Here is a 16,233-nt window from a genome sequence, read left to right on the forward strand (position 1 = left end):
TAAAATTGGCATTTGACAAGTGCACGCTGTTGAGTTCTCAAGGAACGGACGCACCCACGAAAACAGTCTTCCGACCTACCCGTGAGGCAGTTCACTTCAATTGACCAGCCGCCCAGCGCACGATTCCACAGTGGGACCTCACGAAGAGATCGACCTCGGGAACCGGCCGAACGACCAGAACCAAAACCATACACCATCCGGTGAGGTTTCGGGCGGTTCACCACTTGAGAGGACGCGGGGCCTTTCGGCCGCTCCGCTCTCCCCTGTGGGGCGAACAAGGAATAAGTTACGCGGGAACTGCCACTCCGTCGAATCCGGGCCCTCCCCGGGCGTGTCGCGGCGCACGCCCCCGGAAAACCGCGGAGAACGAACGCGGACCCGACCGACACGGAGGTCGATCGGGTCCACGAAGCGCCCGTCCTTTCGGAGGACACGAGCTCAGGCGTTCGCCGTCTCCGCAGACTTGTCGACGGGCAACGGCCACAGGGCGTCCAGCAGCTGACGCACCCACGCGATCAGGTTCGCATCGCCGGCGTCCGACGGAAGCGGCACCACCATGGCATCCCCGCCCGCAACGAGCTTCGCCTTCGGGTATAGGCGCTGCAGGCGTACGCGCATGGACTCGGCGAGGTGGGCCGGGGCGATGCGCAGGTTCGATCCCATCGCCACGACATCCGCGAGTCCCGCCTGCGCAGCACGTCGGCGCAGACGCGCCACCGCGATGAGCCCCTCGACCTCGGCGGGCGGTTCGCCGTATCGGTCTCGGAGTTCGTCGATCACGAGGTCGATGGCGTCGTTCTTCGCGCCGGCGGAGGCTGCAGCCGAGAGCTTCTGGTACGCCTCGAGGCGCAGGCGCTCGCTGTCGATGTAGAACTCGGGCAGGCGCGCGTCGACCGGCAGTTCCAACCGCAGTTCGCTGGGGCCGTCGACATCTTCGCCGCGGAAGGTCGACACGGCCTCGCCGATCATGCGCAGATACAGGTCGAAGCCGACACCGGCGATGTGTCCGGCCTGTTCGGCGCCGAGGAGGTTGCCGGCCCCGCGCAGTTCGAGGTCTTTCAGCGCCACCTGCATACCGCTGCCGAGGTCGTTGTTGACGGCGATCGTCTCGAGGCGGTCCGCCGCCGTTTCGGACAGAGGTTTCATCTCGTCGTACAGGAAGTACGCGTAGGCGCGGTCGCGCCCACGGCCCACGCGGCCGCGCAACTGGTGCAGCTGCGACAGGCCGTACTTGTCGGCGCGGTCGATGATGATCGTGTTGGAGTTCGAGATGTCGAGACCGGTCTCGATGATAGTCGTCGATACGAGCACGTCGGCCCGACGCTCCCAGAAATCGTCGACGACCTGCTCGAGGGCGTGCTCGCCCATCTGTCCGTGAGCGACGACGATGCGCGCCTCGGGGACCAGCTCGGCGAGGTGCGCGGCGACGCGTTGGATCGACGAGACGCGATTGTGCACGTAGAACACCTGGCCCTCGCGCAGCAGCTCGCGCCGGATCGCGGCGGCGATCTGCTTGTCGTTGCGGGGTCCCACGTACGAGAGGATCGGATGCCGGTCCTCGGGCGGAGTCGCCAGCGTCGACATCTCACGAATTCCGGTGACCGCCATCTCGAGCGTGCGCGGAATGGGCGTGGCGCTCATCGCCAGGATGTCGACATTCGTCTTGAGCTTCTTCAACGCGTCTTTGTGCTCGACGCCGAAACGCTGTTCCTCGTCGATGATCATCAGCCCGAGGTCCTTGAAGATCACCTTCTCGGTGAGGATGCGGTGAGTACCGATCACCATGTCGACGGTGCCGTCGGTGAGGCCGGCCAGGGTCGCCTTCGCCTCTTTGTCGGACTGGAAGCGCGAGAGCGGACGCACCGTGACGGGGAAACCGGCGTACCGCTCGGCGAACGTCTCGAGGTGCTGCTTGACCAAGAGGGTCGTCGGCACGAGCATGGCGACCTGCTTGCCCTCTTGGATGGCCTTGAACGCCGCGCGCACGGCCACCTCGGTCTTACCGAAACCGACGTCTCCCGAAAGGAGGCGATCCATCGGGATCGGCTTCTCCATGTCGGCCTTGATCTCGTCGATCGTCTGCAGCTGATCGAGGGTCTCTGCGAACGGGAAGGCCTCTTCGAGCTCCCGCTGCCAAGGTGTGTCGGGCCCGAAGGCGTAGCCCTTCGACGCCATGCGCGCCGAATACAGCTTCACCAGTTCCACCGCGATGTCGCGCACGGCCTTGCGCGCGCGGCCCTTGGCCGCGGCCCAGTCGCTCCCGCCCATCTTGGACAGGGTGGGAGCTTCTCCGCCGACGTACTTCGACAGCAGGTCGAGTTGGTCGGTGGGCACATAGAGCTTGTCGCCCGGGTACCCGCGTTTCGCGGGGGCGTACTCGAGGACCAAGTACTCTTTCGTGGTCTTGACGGCGTTGCGTCCACCGCTGGAGACCTCACGCTGCGTGAGCTCGAGGAATCTGCCGATGCCGTGCGTGGCGTGAACGACGACGTCGCCGGGCTTGAGCTGCATCGGATCGACGACGTTGCGCCGCCGCGACGCGAGCTTCTTGACCCCTCGGTTGTCGCCGCTGACGGACCGACCGTAGAACTCGGTCTCGGTGATGACGGCGAACTTCGCCTCGGTGAGCTGGAATCCACGCTCCAACGGTGCGCACACCACGTGCGCGACACCGGGCTCCGGTGCCGTGCGGACGTCGTCGACGCGGCGCGCCGCGATACCGCGCTCGGCGAGCACATCACGGGCACGGTCGACCATTCCGGGTCCGGATGCCGTGACCACCACCGACCAGCCGTCGGCGAGCAACTGACCGACGTGCGCCGTGGCTCCCTCGACGTTGCCCTGGAACGACGGCACCGGATCGGCCTTGACGCGGTGCGCCGATTCGTCGCCCACGACGAGACCTTCGTCTTCGGCATCTGCGGCGCCCGAGTCGAAGGCGCTGAGCTGCCACCAGACGCCGCCACGGCCCGTGGCCTTCTCGTGCAGATCGTCGAGCGTCACGAAGTCGCCGGAGTCGAGGTCGACGGGGGTGTCGGCCCCCGCAGTCGCCGCCGACCACGCGGCCTCGAGGAACTCGCGGTTCGTGTCGCCGAGCGTCGTCGCCCGCGCGAGCGAGCGCTCGGGGTCGACGAGCGCGACGGCGCTGCCCCCGGGCAGGTAGTCGACGAGAGTGATGAGGTCGTCGATCAGCACGGGGATGAGCGACTCCATGCCCTCTGCGGGGATGCCCTCCGCCATCTTCTCGAGCAATTGCCGAAGACCCGGATACGCATCGCGCAGCTCGGCGGCACGGGCGCGCACCTCGGTGCTGAGCAGCAGTTCACGGCTGGGAACCAGCGTCACGTCGGCGACTTCGCCCGGAAGCGATCGCTGATCGGCGACGGAGAACGCGCGGATCTGGTCGACCTCGTCGCCGAAGAACTCCACGCGGTACGGATGGTCGGCCACGGGCGGGAAGACATCGAGGATGCCGCCGCGCACGGCGAATTCGCCGCGCCGCGACACCATGTCGACGCGGTGGTAGGCCAGCTCGACCAGCCGCGTCGTCACGGTCTCGAGCTGGTGCCCGCGACCGCCGACGACGAGCTGCACCGGCTCGACGTCGCCGAGACCGGGGGCGAGCGGCTGCAGGGCACTGCGCACGGACGCGGTGACGACCAACGGCACCTCTCCGTCCCACGCGGCGATCCGGCGCAGGACGTCGAGGCGACGGCCGACCGTCTCGGGGCTCGGGCTGAGGCGCTCGTGCGGCAGGGTCTCCCACGCGGGGAAGTGCAGCACGTGGGCGCCGGGGAGGACGGCATCCAGTGCCGGGCCCAGGGACTCCGCACGACGCCCGGTGGGGGCGATCACGAGCACTGCGCCGGGGCCGCCCGCCGCGCGGCGACGCTCGACGAGCCCCGCGATCACGGGTGCATCGAGGCCATCGACAAGGGAGAGAGACAGGTCGGCGGATGCCGCGGAAGCGGCCTCACGGTACGACTCAGCCTGCTCGAGGGCGCGAACGATCCCGGGAACTGTCACTCGGATGAGTCTACGCGGGGGGTCCGACATCGGGCCGGGTGGGCCCGCGCCCTTGACCGACGAGGTCTCGTAGAGTGACGGCATGAGCACCCCCGGCGTCCCGAACGGTCCGGTCTTCGCCGCGCCGCACGTCGCGCCGCCGGTCGGAACACTCCTCGCTCCCCCGCCATCCAGGCGCCGCTCGCGCCCCCTGGGGATCTGGGCGCTGCTGCTGTCGATCGCAGCCACCGTCCTGGCACCCGCCGTCGGAGGCTTCGCCGCGTTCCGCACCGCCCGAGGCGCCGGGCCGGGACTCGAGACGCTCACGTCGTCGACCCTCGAGTGGCGTGTGCTGTCGCCTGTGCGCGACGTCGTGCTCGTCGGCGAGGTCTCGTTCTGGGCGGGGACCGTCGTGGGGGTCACCGCGCTCGTGCTCGGAATCGTGGCCACCGCGGTCGGATCGGGGCGCGGGGCGGGCATCACGGCGATCGTCCTCTCAGTGCTGGGGCCCCTGGTATTCGGCGGCCTCGTCGCCGTCGGCCTCGTGGCGGGGCTCGCGACCATGTCGGGCGGGCTCACCCCGGTGTGATCGGAGTCCTCGGTGCGATACCGCGCCGAGAGGGGTGCGTCCAGCCCTTCGGGCCCTCGCCGGGGGCTCGCCTACACTCGCGGCAACGGGCGTCGTGTCCGTCATCCGCCGAGCGGGCGCGTCCTGCCCGTCGACGACCAAGGGAGCAACTCGTGAGCACCACACCGCCGCCGCCGGAGCCGTACAACCCGCCCCCCACGCGCAGCGAGGCGCACGCCGCGCCGGGTGGCTATGCCGCGCCCGCCTACGCGCCCGAGCACCGGGCACCGGTGTCGAAGAAGCTCGGCATCATCGCGTTCGTCGCCTCTGTCCTCGCCGTCGTCATCGGCGCGATCCTCGCCTTCGTGGCGGGCGTGCAGACCGGGAGCCTCGGGCAGTACGTCGACTCCTCGACCGGTCAGGTCGACCCGGAATCCCTGCCGCCCGGGGCCGAGCAGTCGGCGATCGCGGTCGCCGCACTGTCGATCGCGGCATTCGTCGTGTACGGGATCCTGGGACTCTGGGGCTTCATCCAGGGCATCATCGCCGCGGTGAAGAATCGCGGCCGTGGGTGGGGAATAGCTGCGATCATCATCGCCGTGCTCGGCGGGATCGTCGTCATCACCGCCCTCGGCGTCGGTGCCGCCGCCGGTCTCGGCTCTACCATGTGACACGCACGTCGCGAACGACCCCGGCCATCGCGGCCGGGGTCGTTCGTCGTTACGGCTCGAACGATGCCGTTTCGGCCGATCGAGCGGGGGCAGCGTGGACGGTGTCGGCCGCGATGACGGATGCGGGGGGGTGAGCAGCCGGATACAGGCGTGAAGACGGATGCCGAGTGGCGGCGTCGGACGCACTCCCGGAGACGCGACGGATGCCGGGCGCGGGAGGGGAACGGCAGGCAGTGGTCAGGCGCGGGGGGCGTGGAAACGCTGCTGAGCCGAGACCAAGCCCTCATCGGCGAGTAGCTCGACGGCATCCGCGGCATCCGACACGAGGATCGGCAACGTCCGGCGCTCGGTCGCACTGAACGGATCGAGCACCCAGTCGGCGGGGTCCTGACGGCCCACGGGACGACCGATACCCACCCGCACGCGCGGGAAGTCGGCGGTGCCGAGAGCTTTGGCGATGTCGCGCACGCCATTGTGGCCGCCGTGGCCGCCACCGGTCTTGAGCTTGATCGTGTCGTAGGGGATGTCGAGCTCGTCGTGGACGACGATGACGTGATCCGCCTCGATGCCGTAGAAGCGGGCGAGCCCGGCGACCGGACCGCCGGAGACGTTCATGAAGGAATTGAGCTTGGCGAGCACGAGCTTCGCAGCACCGGGCCGGAGCCAGGTCTCGACGACGCGCGCGTTGGCCTTGTGGGCGCGGAACGCCTCGCGGCGGCGGCCGGCGAGCTCGTCCATGACCATCTGGCCGATGTTGTGCCGGGTGAGCTCGTACCGTGGGCCGGGGTTGCCGAGACCGACGATGAGCCAGGTGTCTGCCATGGCATCCATCCTTCCGCAGGCGCGAGCCCCGTCCACGCGCGTGAACCGGGCGAGGGAGAACCGGACAAAGAGAACGAGGGGGCGCGAGTCGCGCCCCCTCGTGGTCGGCGGGCCGGAGCCCGCCCGTGATTACTTGTCGTCGCCCTCGGCCTCTTCGGACTGCTCTTCGGCGACCTCGGCGTCGGCCTCGGCGATCTCCTCGTCGGCGGCGATCGTGTCGAGCGGCACCGAGACACCGATGATGAGGGTCTCGGGGTCGGTCACCAGCACGGCACCGGCGGGCAGCTTCAGGTCGGCGGCGGTGATCTGCGTGCCGTCCTCGGCACCCTCGACCGAGACCTCGACGTTCTGCGGAATGTGGGTGGCCTCGACCTCGAGCGACACGGTCGTGTTCTCGAGGTTGGCGATGGTGCCGGGGAAGGGCTCGCCGACGACCGTGACGGGAACGTCGACCTGGACCTTCTCGCCCTTGCGCACGACGATGAGGTCGATGTGCTCGATGATCTGGCGCACGGGGTCCTTCTGCACGTCCTTCACCAGGACGAGCTGGCCCTTGCCCGCGATGTCGAGGTCGAGCAGCGCGTTGGCGCGACGGATGAGCAGCGCGACCTGGTGACCGGGCAGCGCGACGTGCTGGGGCTCGGTGCCGTGACCGTAGATGACGGCGGGGATCTTGCCTGCGGCGCGCAGGCGACGGGCGAAGCCCTTACCGAAGTTCTCGCGGAGTTCCGCGACGACCTTGTTGTCTTCCGACATGATGTTCTCCTCGCGGGCGCTCGGCCCGCAGCTTGTGAGCGGACGTGGCCCGCACCTGTATGGTCTGGATTCGACTCGAACGCGAGCGCGTGAGGAAAGCCGGGGAGCCTGCTTCACTGCGTCGATCACGGATGCCACCTGCACCGTCCGGTGCGCGGCAGTCCCTCGCCGAAGTTCCCCGGAAGTCTACCAGTGCCCCGGCGTCGGCACGACCCGCATCGACGCGACCGCCCCGCCACCCGCGGGCGCGCGCTGCGCCGACGCCGGTCGCCGCGACGATCGCCACCTGCTGAGATGTCGGCGGCGTCCCCCGGCGATGCCAGCGGGACGCCGGCCCGCGTCGGCGGGGCGGGGCGGGCCGCGACGCGACGTTCACACGCGCGACGGTAGGATCGAACAGCCACACCGACCCGGAGGATCATCATGGACAGCGGCTTCTTCTCTCACGTCGTGCTCTGGGTCATCGGCGGTATCGCCACGATCGGTGCCATCGGCACGGTCGGCGCCCTCTTCACGATGGGGCGCAACGCGGGCTATAAGAAGCACTGACGCGAACCTGCGCGCGGGCGCACGGTGATCACGTGGCCCCAACGACGCCGCCGGTGGCGGTGAAGACGGCCGCAGCGGCGTCCCGGGCAGACCGCTCGCACCACCGTTCGACGACCGGGCCCTCGGCGCCCTTCAGGACGTCGGGGTCGACAGACGTAGATCGCCGATGACGACCTCCACCCTCTCGCCGGCGCGGATCGGTGACTGCGAGTGGGGCGCGCCCATCATGACGACGTCACCGGGGCCGAGGGTGGTCCATCCCGCGACGTACGCGAGGCACTCGCGCGGCGTCATCGGCAGCCGGCCGGCAGACGTCTCAGCCCGGGCGACTCCATCGGCGAGCAGTGCCATCGACAGGTCAGCGTCGAGCGAGAGGGCGGTGTCGATCCACGGCCCGAGCGGGGTGTAGCCCGCCCCCGACTTCGACTCGAAATTGCGCGGATCGACGGCTGCCCGGTCGGGACTGGACAGATCGTTCACCGCCGTCACCCCGAGGACGTACTCGTGGGCGTTCTCGGCCGTCAGCCCGGTCGTGTCGCGCCCGATCACGACGGCCACCTCGGCCTCGGCCACCGTCCGGCCGGCATCACGGCGCAGTCGCACGCAGACACCGGGGCCCGTGACGGTACGAGGACTCTTCAACCACGCCTGCACCGGCGACGCGTGGCCCGGTCCGTTCTGCGCGATCCCGACGAGCACCGTCGGTGTGCACGGCGCGACCAGTTCACCGTCGACCGGGTCAGCGGCGTCCCGAGGTTCCTCACCCACCGCGAGGGCGGCATACGGGTCGGAGATGGGGATGAATCGGCCGTCGTCGTCGACGCGCACGGTCGTGACGCCCTGCGGCACGCTCACTCGAGCGATGCGCATCAGACCACCTCGACGACGCGGCTGGAGCCGGCGTCCGGGACGAGCCGACCGGTGAGCTCGAACGCGGCGCTCATCGGATGGTCCGGACGGTGACGGTCGTGGCATCCACGCCCTCGCCGGCCTCTTCGCGCGACACCTTGATGGCGTCGTCGGTGCGGGTGAGATCGCGGCGCAGGGTCTCGGGGACGAGGAACGTCGACGCGGTGGTGATGAGCGCGAGAGTCGCCATGTAGATCGCCAGCAGCAGCCAGTTCGCATCGCTCACGGCGATGATGTACGCGCCCAGGACGCCCGCGAGGCCGCCCGCGAGCACGGCCGACAGCTCGCGCGCCATCGCGACGCCGAGGTAGCGGTGACGGTTGCCGAACAGCTCGGGGAGCATGGCGCACTGCGGTCCGAGCATGGAGTTCACGGCGATGCCGATGCCGATCGCGATGACGGTGATGGTGATGGGATAGCTGCCGAGCGACATGAGCCACCAGGCGGGGAACGTGAATACCAGCATGAACAGCGCGCCCGCGCGGTAGACGGTGCGGCGGCCCATGCGGTCCGACAGCGCACCGGTCAGCGGCACCGAGAAGATCCCGATGAGGGAGCCGAGCGTGACACCCCACGTCAGCAGACTGCGGTCGGCCTGGCCGCCCACGGTGGCGACGAAGAAGGTGAGCGCGAGGGTGTTGAACATGTAGGAGCCGCCGTTCTCGGCCATGCGCAGGCCGATGCCGACGATGACACCCGGCAGACCCCGGGTGAAGATGTCACGGATGGGACGCTCGGCGATCTGCTCGCTCTTCTCGAGCTCGATGAAGGTCGGCGTCTCGCGCAGACGCATGCGGATGAACAGCGCGAGCAGGATGAGCACGAACGAGGCGAGGAACGGCACGCGCCAGCCCCAGCTGAGCAGCTGGTCTTCGGGCAGCAGCGAAATCAGGCTGAAGACGACGGCGGCGAGCAGGGTACCGGCCTGGATGCCGATGAAGGGCAGCGCCGAGAAGAAGCCGCGGCGCTTCACGGGCGCGTACTCGGCCATGAGCACGGTGGCACCGGCCTGCTCGGCGCCGGCGCCGAAGCCCTGCAGCAGGCGCATGAACACGAGCAGGATGGGAGCCAGGATGCCGACGGCCTCGTACGTGGGCAGGAGCCCGATCGCCGTGGACGCACCGCCCATCAGCAGGATCGTGATGACGAGCACCCACTTGCGGCCGAGCTTGTCGCCGAGGACGCCGAAGAAGAGCCCTCCGAAGGGGCGGGCGAGGAACCCGACGCCGTAGGTCGCGAAGGCGGCCACCGTGGCGAGGGCGGGGTCGTCCTGCGAGAAGAACAGGACGTTGAAGATCAGCGCCGTCGAGAGGCCGTAGAGCGCGAAGTCGAAGTACTCCAGCGCGCTGCCGATGCTCGAGGCGAGGGTGGCGCGGCGGAGGTTCGCGGCGTATTCGGGGTCATCCGTCGGCTGCGGCGTCGGTGTGGATGCAGTGGTCACGGCCATCTCCTTCGATCGGCTGGGGTCTTGCGACGAGCCGACTGTACCAACCCTGTGGACACAGTTCAATATGTTGAACAGTCTCACGCGGACTCCGACGGGATGTCTCGGCGACGGGTTCGGGGCGCGATCCGCCGTTCGGGGCGAGAAGAAGGCGCCCCGAACGGCGGAATGCGCCCCGAACCCCGCCAGCGGACGCCGTGGTCAGGAGGGGCGCGAGGCGCTGAACGGATTGGTGAGGGCTCGCGCGGCCGTCCGCAGCGCGGCCCCGACGCGGGCGACGCGCTCGGACGTGGCATCCGCCACCGGAATGCCGACTCCCAGCGCCAGTTGCGGATCACCCGGCGCCCAGCCCTCCAACGGCACGGCGACGCCGACGATGCCGCGGAACGACTCCTCCTCGTCGATCGCCCACCCGCGCCCGCGGGCCGCAGCGATCTTCTCCAGCACGGCATCGACGTCGACCGTGCTGTGCGAGGTGAGCCGGGGCAGCGGACGTCCACGCGACAGCATTTCGCGCACATCGTCGTCGCTGCGGGTCATCAGCAGGGCGCGGCCCGTCGCCGACAGCGCGGCGGGCAGGCGCGAACCCAGGGGTGTTCCCAGGCGCACCGTGCGCGACCCCTCGTAGCGCGCGAGGTAGAGCGCGTCGGTGTCGTCGAGCACCGCGACCTGCACGAGCTCGGTCGCCAACACCGACGACGTCTCGCACACGGCGTAGAACTCGCGCACCTGATTGAACTGCGCGGCGAACGCCCCGCCGAGCTCGGCCGTGCGGATGCCGAGGCGGTATCCGAGGGGCACGCGTTCGATCATGCGCTCGGCCTCGAGCGACAGGCACAGGTTGGCCGTGGAGGACTTCGCCAGACCGAGACCCGCGGCGAGCTCGGTGAGTGTCAGTGCTCGCCCGGCCTCGGCGATCAACCCGAGGAGGCGGATGCTCCGACCGACCGCCGGGGCGGGATCCCGGACGATACCGCCCTCTGCGCCATCGCTCACCATAACCTCCCCGTCGTGCCGACGTCGCCGCGGCGGCGCGTCAGTAGAACTCGACCGTATCGACAACGGCGCGCAACGGCCGACCGTCGAGCAGGCGTGTGGCGTTCTCTGCGAAGCGTCGGGCGATGCGCTCCTCCTCCTTGCTGCTCAGCGCCGCGGTGTGCGGACTGACCAGCACGCGCGGATGCCGCCACAGCGGGGAGTCCTCGGGCAAGGGTTCCACCTCGAAGACATCGAGAGCGGCGAACGACACCCGCCCGTCATCGAGGGCTGCGAGCAACGCCGTCTCGTCGATCACGGTTCCCCGTCCGACGCTCGCCAGGATGACCCCCGGCTTGACCGCGGCGAGCACGCTCTCGTCGATGAGGTGGTACGTCTGGTCGGTGCCGGGGAGGGTGACCACGATGGCATCCACGTCTCCGACGACGCTGAGGAGCTCGCCGAGAGGGACGAGGCGGTCGACCCCGTCGACGGGCGCACCGGAGCGGGTGGTACCCCACACCTCGGCGCCGAGAGCGTGGAAGCGGCGGGCGCACTCGGCCCCGATACCGCCGAGACCGACCACGAGCACGGTCATCTCGTCGACCTGGCGCATCTCCCAACGATCGGTCCAGCGCCGCTCAGCCTGCTGTCGGGCGAGGCGGGGCACGTCTTTCGCACCGGCGATCACACCGAGAACAGCGAACTCCGCGAGCGGTCCGCCGTGCACGCCCGCGCTGGTGGTGAAGACGACACGCTCGAGCGCGTCGCGGTCGAGGTCGGCGGCCCTCACCTGGCCGCCCCCGCCGGCGGCCGTGGTCATCACCCATCGCAGGCGCGGATTCGCGGCGATCGTGCGGGCGAGGGCGGCGGGGTCGACATCGGGGATGCCGAAAAGCGCGTCGGCCGAATCGATCATCGCGTCGAATCGCTCCTGCTCCTGCGTCGTGCGCAGGTGGTCGGGGTCGCCCGACCAGTCGGCGGGACCACGCATCGGGTGGGTCAACCGCGCATCGCGCACCAGCTCGATGCGCGGCTCCAGACGCTCGATCAACCGGCAGTGCTCTTCTTTCAGCGGTACCGCGACCACCGCGCGTAGGCTGTCGTTCGTCGACATCGTCGTCTCTCCCTCCGCCGCGACGGACCGTGCCCGATCGCGGACTCGCCCAAATCCTCGTTCATCATACTGAACCCTGTTCAACCTGTTGTCCAGCACGTAGGATCGCCGCATGACCACGCTCGACGAAGAGACGACCTCCCCCGCGCCCGATGATGTCCGCGTGGGCGTATGGGGCCTCGGCGCGATGGGCGAGCCGATGGCGCAGCATCTGCTTGCCGCCCGCGGTGCTCTCACGGTGCACGCCCGCCGCAGACGCCCCGCCCTGATCGACGCCGGTGCGAACTGGACGCCGACCGCGCGCGAATTCGGCGCCGTCACCGACGCCGCACTGGTCATGCTCCCCGACCTTCCCCAGCTCGAGGAGCATCTCGAGGGGCCCGACGGTCTGCTCGCCGGCGTCGGGGAACGCGACTTCCTGCTCATGATCGGGTCGACGTCGTCTCCTGTCGGCGTCCGCGATCTGGCGGTCCGCCTGCCCGCCGGCATCCGCGTGGTGGACTGCCCCGTCTCGGGCGGCGAAGACGGCGCGAAGGCCGGGCGGTTGTCGATCATGCTCGGCGGCTCCCCCGCCGACACCGATCTGGCCGCGGCCCTTCTCGGCCCGTGCGGAACACCTGTGCGCCTCGGCCCGCTCGGCGCGGGAGAGGTCGCGAAGGCGTGCAATCAGCTGGTCGTGGCGGCCACCATCCTCGCGCTCGGCGAGGCCACCGAGCTCGCCGCCCGCTCCGACGTGGACCCCGCAGCCCTGTGGGCGCTGCTCGGTGGCGGCTACGCCGGGTCGAACCTGCTCCAGAGCCGCCGCGACAAGCTGGTCGCCGGGGACGACTCCCCCAGCGGCATCGCCGGCTACATGGTCAAGGATCTGCGGTTCGCGGCCGACATCGCCGCGGCGACCGGCACGCGGCCGGCGCTGCTCCCGGCTCTGCGCGACGCGTTCGACGAGATCGTCGAGCGCGGACTCGGCGAGCGCGACATCGCCGTCACTCGCCGCTTCACCGCCGAGCGCAGCGAGACGGACGCAGCGGGCGGGCTCCCGGGGACGCGAGAGGGCTGACGCCGGTCCACCCGCCACGCGGCTCACGAAGCGGTGTGCGGTTCAGCCGCCTGCTCGGTCCGGCGTTCCCCGAGCGAGGATCACCGGACCACGCCAGGATCACAACGCGAAGACGACCTTGCCAGAACGCTGGGAGTCACGCGCGGTGGCGAAGGCCTCGTCGGCATCCGTCAACGCGAACTCGTGCGTGAGGGCGTTCTCGATCCCGGGGTTCGCGGCGAGGAGGGCGACCGCCTGATCGATCTCGTCGCGGAAGCGGAAGGCGCCGAGATAGCGCACCTCCTTCGAGATGAAGGGGGCGAGGTTGACCGAACGCGGGTCATCGGGAAGCATGCCGACCTGCACGACCGTGCCGCCGGAGCGGACCGCCCGCAACGCCGTGGAGATCGACACGGGGACGCCCGAGCATTCGAGCACGACGGCATAGGCGCCCGCATCCACCTCCGCCTGCGACACATCGATCGTGGCGTGCGCGCCTAGTGCCGCGGCCCGCTCGAGCGGCCCGGCGAGCACGTCGGTCGCGGTCACGCGAGCGCCCGCCGCCACGGACGCCGCGACGGCCATGAGACCGATCGGCCCCGAGCCGGTCACGAGCACGTCGAGCCCGGCGACTTCACCCGCCTTGCCGAGCGCGTGCAGCGCCACGGCGAGCGGCTCGGCGAGGACGGCACGACGAACGGGTAGGTCGTCGGGGAGCAGACGCACCATGCCGGCGTCGACGACCAGGTATTCCGACGCCGCGCCCTGCGTGTGCGGCCAGGTGGATGCGCTGCCGAGGTAAGAGCCACCCGGCCAGAGATGGGGCGCGTTCTCGATACCCTCGCGAGAAGTCCCGAACCGCGCGGGATGCACCGTGACCGGGGTGCCCGGGGCAAGGGCGCCGGAGGGATCGAGATCGATCCGGCCCGACAGCTCGTGCCCCGGAACCAGCGGCTCGCGCACGACGAAGGCACCGTTGGCGCCCTCGAAGAAGTAGTGCAGGTCCGACCCGCAGATTCCGACGTACTCCACGCGCAGGCGCACCTGCCCCTCCCCGGGCTCGGGGAGAGGCACGTCCCGGATGACCGCGGTGTTCGCCTTTTCGATCAAGAGAGACTTCATCGTCATTCCTCTCGCGGTCAGACGACCGCCGTCATCCCGCCGTCGACGAAAATGTTCTGTCCCGAAACGAAGCTCGATGCATCGGAGGCGAGGAAGAGCAGCGCCCCGCGGAGTTCGTCGACGTCTCCCCATCGCGCGGCGGGGGTGCGCTGCGTGAGCCAGCGGGTGAACTCGGGGTCGTCCACGAGAGCACGGTTCATGTCCGTCGCGAAGTACCCCGGGCTGAGGGCGTTGACCTGGATGCCGTGGCGCGCCAGGTCGGCGGCCATGCCGGCGGTCAGCTGGGCGACGCCGCCCTTCGTGGCCGAGTAGGGCGCGATCGTCTGTCGCGCCAGGCGCGACTGCACCGAGGCGACGTTGACGACCTTGCCGGAGCCGCGGTCCACCATCGCCGGTGTGACGAACCGCGACACGTAGAAGACGCCCGAGAGGTTCGCCGCGACGATGTCGTCCCAGTCGCTCACCGCGAACTCGTGGATGGGAGCCCGGCGCTGGACGCCGGCGTTGTTGACGAGGATGTCGGGGGTGCCCACCTCGGAGAGCAGCCTTGCCACGGCGCTCTCGACGGCGGACGCGTCGGTCACGTCGAAGGTCACACCCTGCGCGGGGCGACCCGACACCTCCTCCGCCTCGGCGCGGGTCTGCTCGACGGCTGCCGCATCACGACCGTGCACGATCAGGCGCGCTCCCCCGCGGGCGAGGGTGAGCGCCAGGGCACGGCCGAGCCCCCGCGACGACCCGGTGACCAGCGCCAGACGATCGGAGACATCGAACAGGTCGGCGTTCGAGCCGGTCACAGGATCGCCCCGATGCCGAAGACGGCGAGAGCGGCGATGAAGCCCAGCACCGACTCGATGGCCTGTTGGACGGTCCAGGTCTTCAGCGTCGTCTTGACATCCATGCCCATGAGTCGACCGACCAGCCAGAAGCCGGAATCGTTCACGTGACCGGCGAAGACCGATCCCGCGGCGGTGGCGAGCGTGATCGCCACGACCTGAAGTGGCGAGAACCCGCCCGCCAGCACGGCGGGGGCGGCCAGACCTGCGGCGGTGACGAGGGCGACGGTGGCCGAACCCTGCGCGAGGCGCAGGATCACGGCGATGACGTACGCCGCGACGATGACGGGGAGGCCCAGGTCGCCGAGGCTGTCGGCGAGCGCGTCACCGATGCCCGAGGCGCGCAGCACCGCACCGAACATCCCGCCGGCGCCGGTGATCAGAATGACGGAGCACACGGGTCCGAGAGCGGAATCGACGACTTTCTCGAGGGCGGTGCCGTTCTCGCCGCGGCGGAAGCCGAAGACGACGGTGGCCACGAGCACGGTGATGAGCAGGGCGACGGGCGAGTTGCCGAGCAGGACGAGGACCTGCACGACGATGTTGTCGGTGTCGACCACGCCCGCGGAGCCGAGGGTGGTCAGGCCGGTGTTGAGGAAGATGAGCAGCATCGGCAGCAGCAGCACGGCGATGACGGTGCCGGGCTTGGGCGGGTTGTTCGGCTGGTCGGCGTCGATGTCGCCGAACAGCGCCGGCACGGGCAGCACGATGCGGCGTGCGATGAACTTGCCCCACACGTAACCCGAGAGGTACCAGATCGGGAACGCGATGATGAGGCCGACGATCAGCAGCAGACCGAGGTTGGCGCCGTACAGCTCGCTTGCGGTCACGGGACCGGGGTGCGGCGGCAGGAAGACGTGCATCACCGAGAAGGCGGCGGCGGCCGGCAGGCCGAACAGCAGCACGTTGTTGCCCGACACCCGACGTGCGATGGCGAAGATGATGGGCAGCATCATGACGAGGCCGGCGTCGAAGAACATCGGGAACCCGAGGATCAACGACACGATGCCGAGCGCGAAGGGCGCGCGCTTCTCTCCGAAGATGCGCACGAACGTCTCGGCGAGCGACTGCGCACCCCCCGAGTGCTCGATCAACCGCCCGAGCATCGCCCCGAGGGCCACGAGCAGCGCCACGGTGCCGAGCGTCGTGCCGAATCCTCCGGTGAGCGTCGACACGATGGCCGACACGGGGATGCCGGCGACGAAGGCCGTCACGAGCGAGACGATGATGAGCGCGAGGAACGCGTGCACCTTCAGCCAGATGATGAGCACCAGGATGAGCGCGATCGCGCCCGCCGCGATAGCGAGCAGTGGCGCGGTGCCGAGTGTTTGAGTCCAGTCGTCCAAGAGATCTCCGTCGATACAGGGGGTGCGCGGCGTCGGGCATACTCGGCTCGTCCGCGGCCGCCGAGAGGCGTTCGCAG

At 69.8% G+C, this 16,233-nt stretch carries 14 protein-coding genes; 4 read left to right on the forward strand and 10 right to left on the reverse strand.

From position 1 onward, the window contains the following. Positions 1-438: 438 nt before the first annotated feature. Positions 439-4,026 carry a transcription-repair coupling factor gene (gene mfd, locus FHS07_RS12170; protein ID WP_183420177.1) on the reverse strand — a complete coding sequence of 1,196 codons (3,588 nt, stop codon included), beginning with the start codon at positions 4,024-4,026 and terminating at the stop codon, positions 439-441. An 82-nt stretch (positions 4,027-4,108) separates the two neighbouring features. Between mfd and FHS07_RS12175 the strand changes: the two genes are divergently transcribed. Next, positions 4,109-4,594, forward strand: a complete 486-nt coding sequence (locus FHS07_RS12175) for a hypothetical protein (protein WP_183420178.1) — start codon at positions 4,109-4,111, stop codon at positions 4,592-4,594. A 152-nt stretch (positions 4,595-4,746) separates the two neighbouring features. Further along, entirely contained in the window at positions 4,747-5,244 is a 498-nt protein-coding gene (locus tag FHS07_RS12180) for a hypothetical protein (RefSeq protein WP_183420179.1), read from the forward strand. Positions 5,245-5,481: 237 nt separating this feature from the next. Here FHS07_RS12180 and pth read toward each other — a convergent pair whose 3' ends face one another. After that, complete coding sequence (gene pth / locus FHS07_RS12185) at positions 5,482-6,066, reverse strand: aminoacyl-tRNA hydrolase (protein ID WP_183420180.1); 585 nt, start codon at positions 6,064-6,066, stop codon at positions 5,482-5,484. Between the two features lie 129 nt (positions 6,067-6,195). Further along, positions 6,196-6,822: a 50S ribosomal protein L25/general stress protein Ctc gene (locus tag FHS07_RS12190; protein ID WP_183420181.1), complete on the reverse strand. Its 627-nt coding sequence runs from the start codon at positions 6,820-6,822 to the stop codon at positions 6,196-6,198. Between the two features lie 423 nt (positions 6,823-7,245). On the opposite strand from FHS07_RS12190, the gene FHS07_RS16695 reads away from it, so the two are divergent. Beyond that, on the forward strand, positions 7,246-7,371 hold the full coding sequence (locus FHS07_RS16695; RefSeq protein WP_281369420.1) for a hypothetical protein: 126 nt from the start codon (positions 7,246-7,248) through the stop codon (positions 7,369-7,371). A 132-nt stretch (positions 7,372-7,503) separates the two neighbouring features. Here the strand turns inward: FHS07_RS16695 and FHS07_RS12195 are convergent, their stop codons facing one another. The 4 genes from FHS07_RS12195 to FHS07_RS12210 form a co-directional block, all read right to left on the reverse strand. Further along, positions 7,504-8,241, reverse strand: a complete 738-nt coding sequence (locus FHS07_RS12195; protein WP_183420182.1) for a fumarylacetoacetate hydrolase family protein — start codon at positions 8,239-8,241, stop codon at positions 7,504-7,506. A 70-nt stretch (positions 8,242-8,311) separates the two neighbouring features. Beyond that, the gene (locus FHS07_RS12200) at positions 8,312-9,727 is read right to left on the reverse strand and encodes an MFS transporter (RefSeq protein WP_183420183.1); all 1,416 of its coding nucleotides are present in this window, start codon (positions 9,725-9,727) and stop codon (positions 8,312-8,314) included. Positions 9,728-9,925: 198 nt separating this feature from the next. Then, positions 9,926-10,723 carry an IclR family transcriptional regulator gene (locus FHS07_RS12205; protein WP_183420184.1) on the reverse strand — a complete coding sequence of 266 codons (798 nt, stop codon included), beginning with the start codon at positions 10,721-10,723 and terminating at the stop codon, positions 9,926-9,928. A 37-nt stretch (positions 10,724-10,760) separates the two neighbouring features. After that, complete coding sequence (locus tag FHS07_RS12210; RefSeq protein WP_183420185.1) at positions 10,761-11,816, reverse strand: D-2-hydroxyacid dehydrogenase; 1,056 nt, start codon at positions 11,814-11,816, stop codon at positions 10,761-10,763. A gap of 112 nt (positions 11,817-11,928) precedes the next feature. Between FHS07_RS12210 and FHS07_RS12215 the strand changes: the two genes are divergently transcribed. Next, on the forward strand, positions 11,929-12,873 hold the full coding sequence (locus FHS07_RS12215) for an NAD(P)-dependent oxidoreductase (protein ID WP_183420186.1): 945 nt from the start codon (positions 11,929-11,931) through the stop codon (positions 12,871-12,873). A gap of 99 nt (positions 12,874-12,972) precedes the next feature. Here FHS07_RS12215 and FHS07_RS12220 read toward each other — a convergent pair whose 3' ends face one another. Genes FHS07_RS12220 through FHS07_RS12230 form a run of 3 tightly spaced genes read right to left on the reverse strand, consistent with a single transcriptional unit; the run spans position 12,973 to position 16,156 of the window. Then, positions 12,973-13,974, reverse strand: a complete 1,002-nt coding sequence (locus tag FHS07_RS12220; protein WP_183420187.1) for a zinc-binding dehydrogenase — start codon at positions 13,972-13,974, stop codon at positions 12,973-12,975. Positions 13,975-13,991: 17 nt separating this feature from the next. Next, positions 13,992-14,771: an SDR family oxidoreductase gene (locus FHS07_RS12225; protein ID WP_183420188.1), complete on the reverse strand. Its 780-nt coding sequence runs from the start codon at positions 14,769-14,771 to the stop codon at positions 13,992-13,994. Further along, positions 14,768-16,156, reverse strand: coding sequence for a GntP family permease (locus tag FHS07_RS12230; protein WP_183420189.1), 1,389 nt, complete (start codon positions 16,154-16,156; stop codon positions 14,768-14,770). Before FHS07_RS12230 ends, FHS07_RS12225 begins: the two co-directional genes overlap by 4 nt. Between the last annotated feature and the right edge of the window lie 77 nt (positions 16,157-16,233).

Source organism: Microbacterium proteolyticum (genome assembly GCF_014192415.1).
In the GTDB taxonomy this organism is placed as follows: domain Bacteria; phylum Actinomycetota; class Actinomycetes; order Actinomycetales; family Microbacteriaceae; genus Microbacterium; species Microbacterium proteolyticum.

Coding starts and splice junctions, on each gene's coding strand:
- FHS07_RS12200 (WP_183420183.1), bottom strand. CDS start 9,727: ATGGCCGTGACCACTGCATCCACACCGACGCCGCAGCCGACGGATGAC.
- FHS07_RS12210 (WP_183420185.1), bottom strand. CDS start 11,816: ATGTCGACGAACGACAGCCTACGCGCGGTGGTCGCGGTACCGCTGAAA.
- FHS07_RS12195 (WP_183420182.1), bottom strand. CDS start 8,241: ATGCGCATCGCTCGAGTGAGCGTGCCGCAGGGCGTCACGACCGTGCGC.
- FHS07_RS16695 (WP_281369420.1), top strand. CDS start 7,246: ATGGACAGCGGCTTCTTCTCTCACGTCGTGCTCTGGGTCATCGGCGGT.
- FHS07_RS12205 (WP_183420184.1), bottom strand. CDS start 10,723: ATGGTGAGCGATGGCGCAGAGGGCGGTATCGTCCGGGATCCCGCCCCG.
- FHS07_RS12220 (WP_183420187.1), bottom strand. CDS start 13,974: ATGAAGTCTCTCTTGATCGAAAAGGCGAACACCGCGGTCATCCGGGAC.
- FHS07_RS12175 (WP_183420178.1), top strand. CDS start 4,109: ATGAGCACCCCCGGCGTCCCGAACGGTCCGGTCTTCGCCGCGCCGCAC.
- FHS07_RS12190 (WP_183420181.1), bottom strand. CDS start 6,822: ATGTCGGAAGACAACAAGGTCGTCGCGGAACTCCGCGAGAACTTCGGT.
- FHS07_RS12215 (WP_183420186.1), top strand. CDS start 11,929: ATGACCACGCTCGACGAAGAGACGACCTCCCCCGCGCCCGATGATGTC.
- pth (WP_183420180.1), bottom strand. CDS start 6,066: ATGGCAGACACCTGGCTCATCGTCGGTCTCGGCAACCCCGGCCCACGG.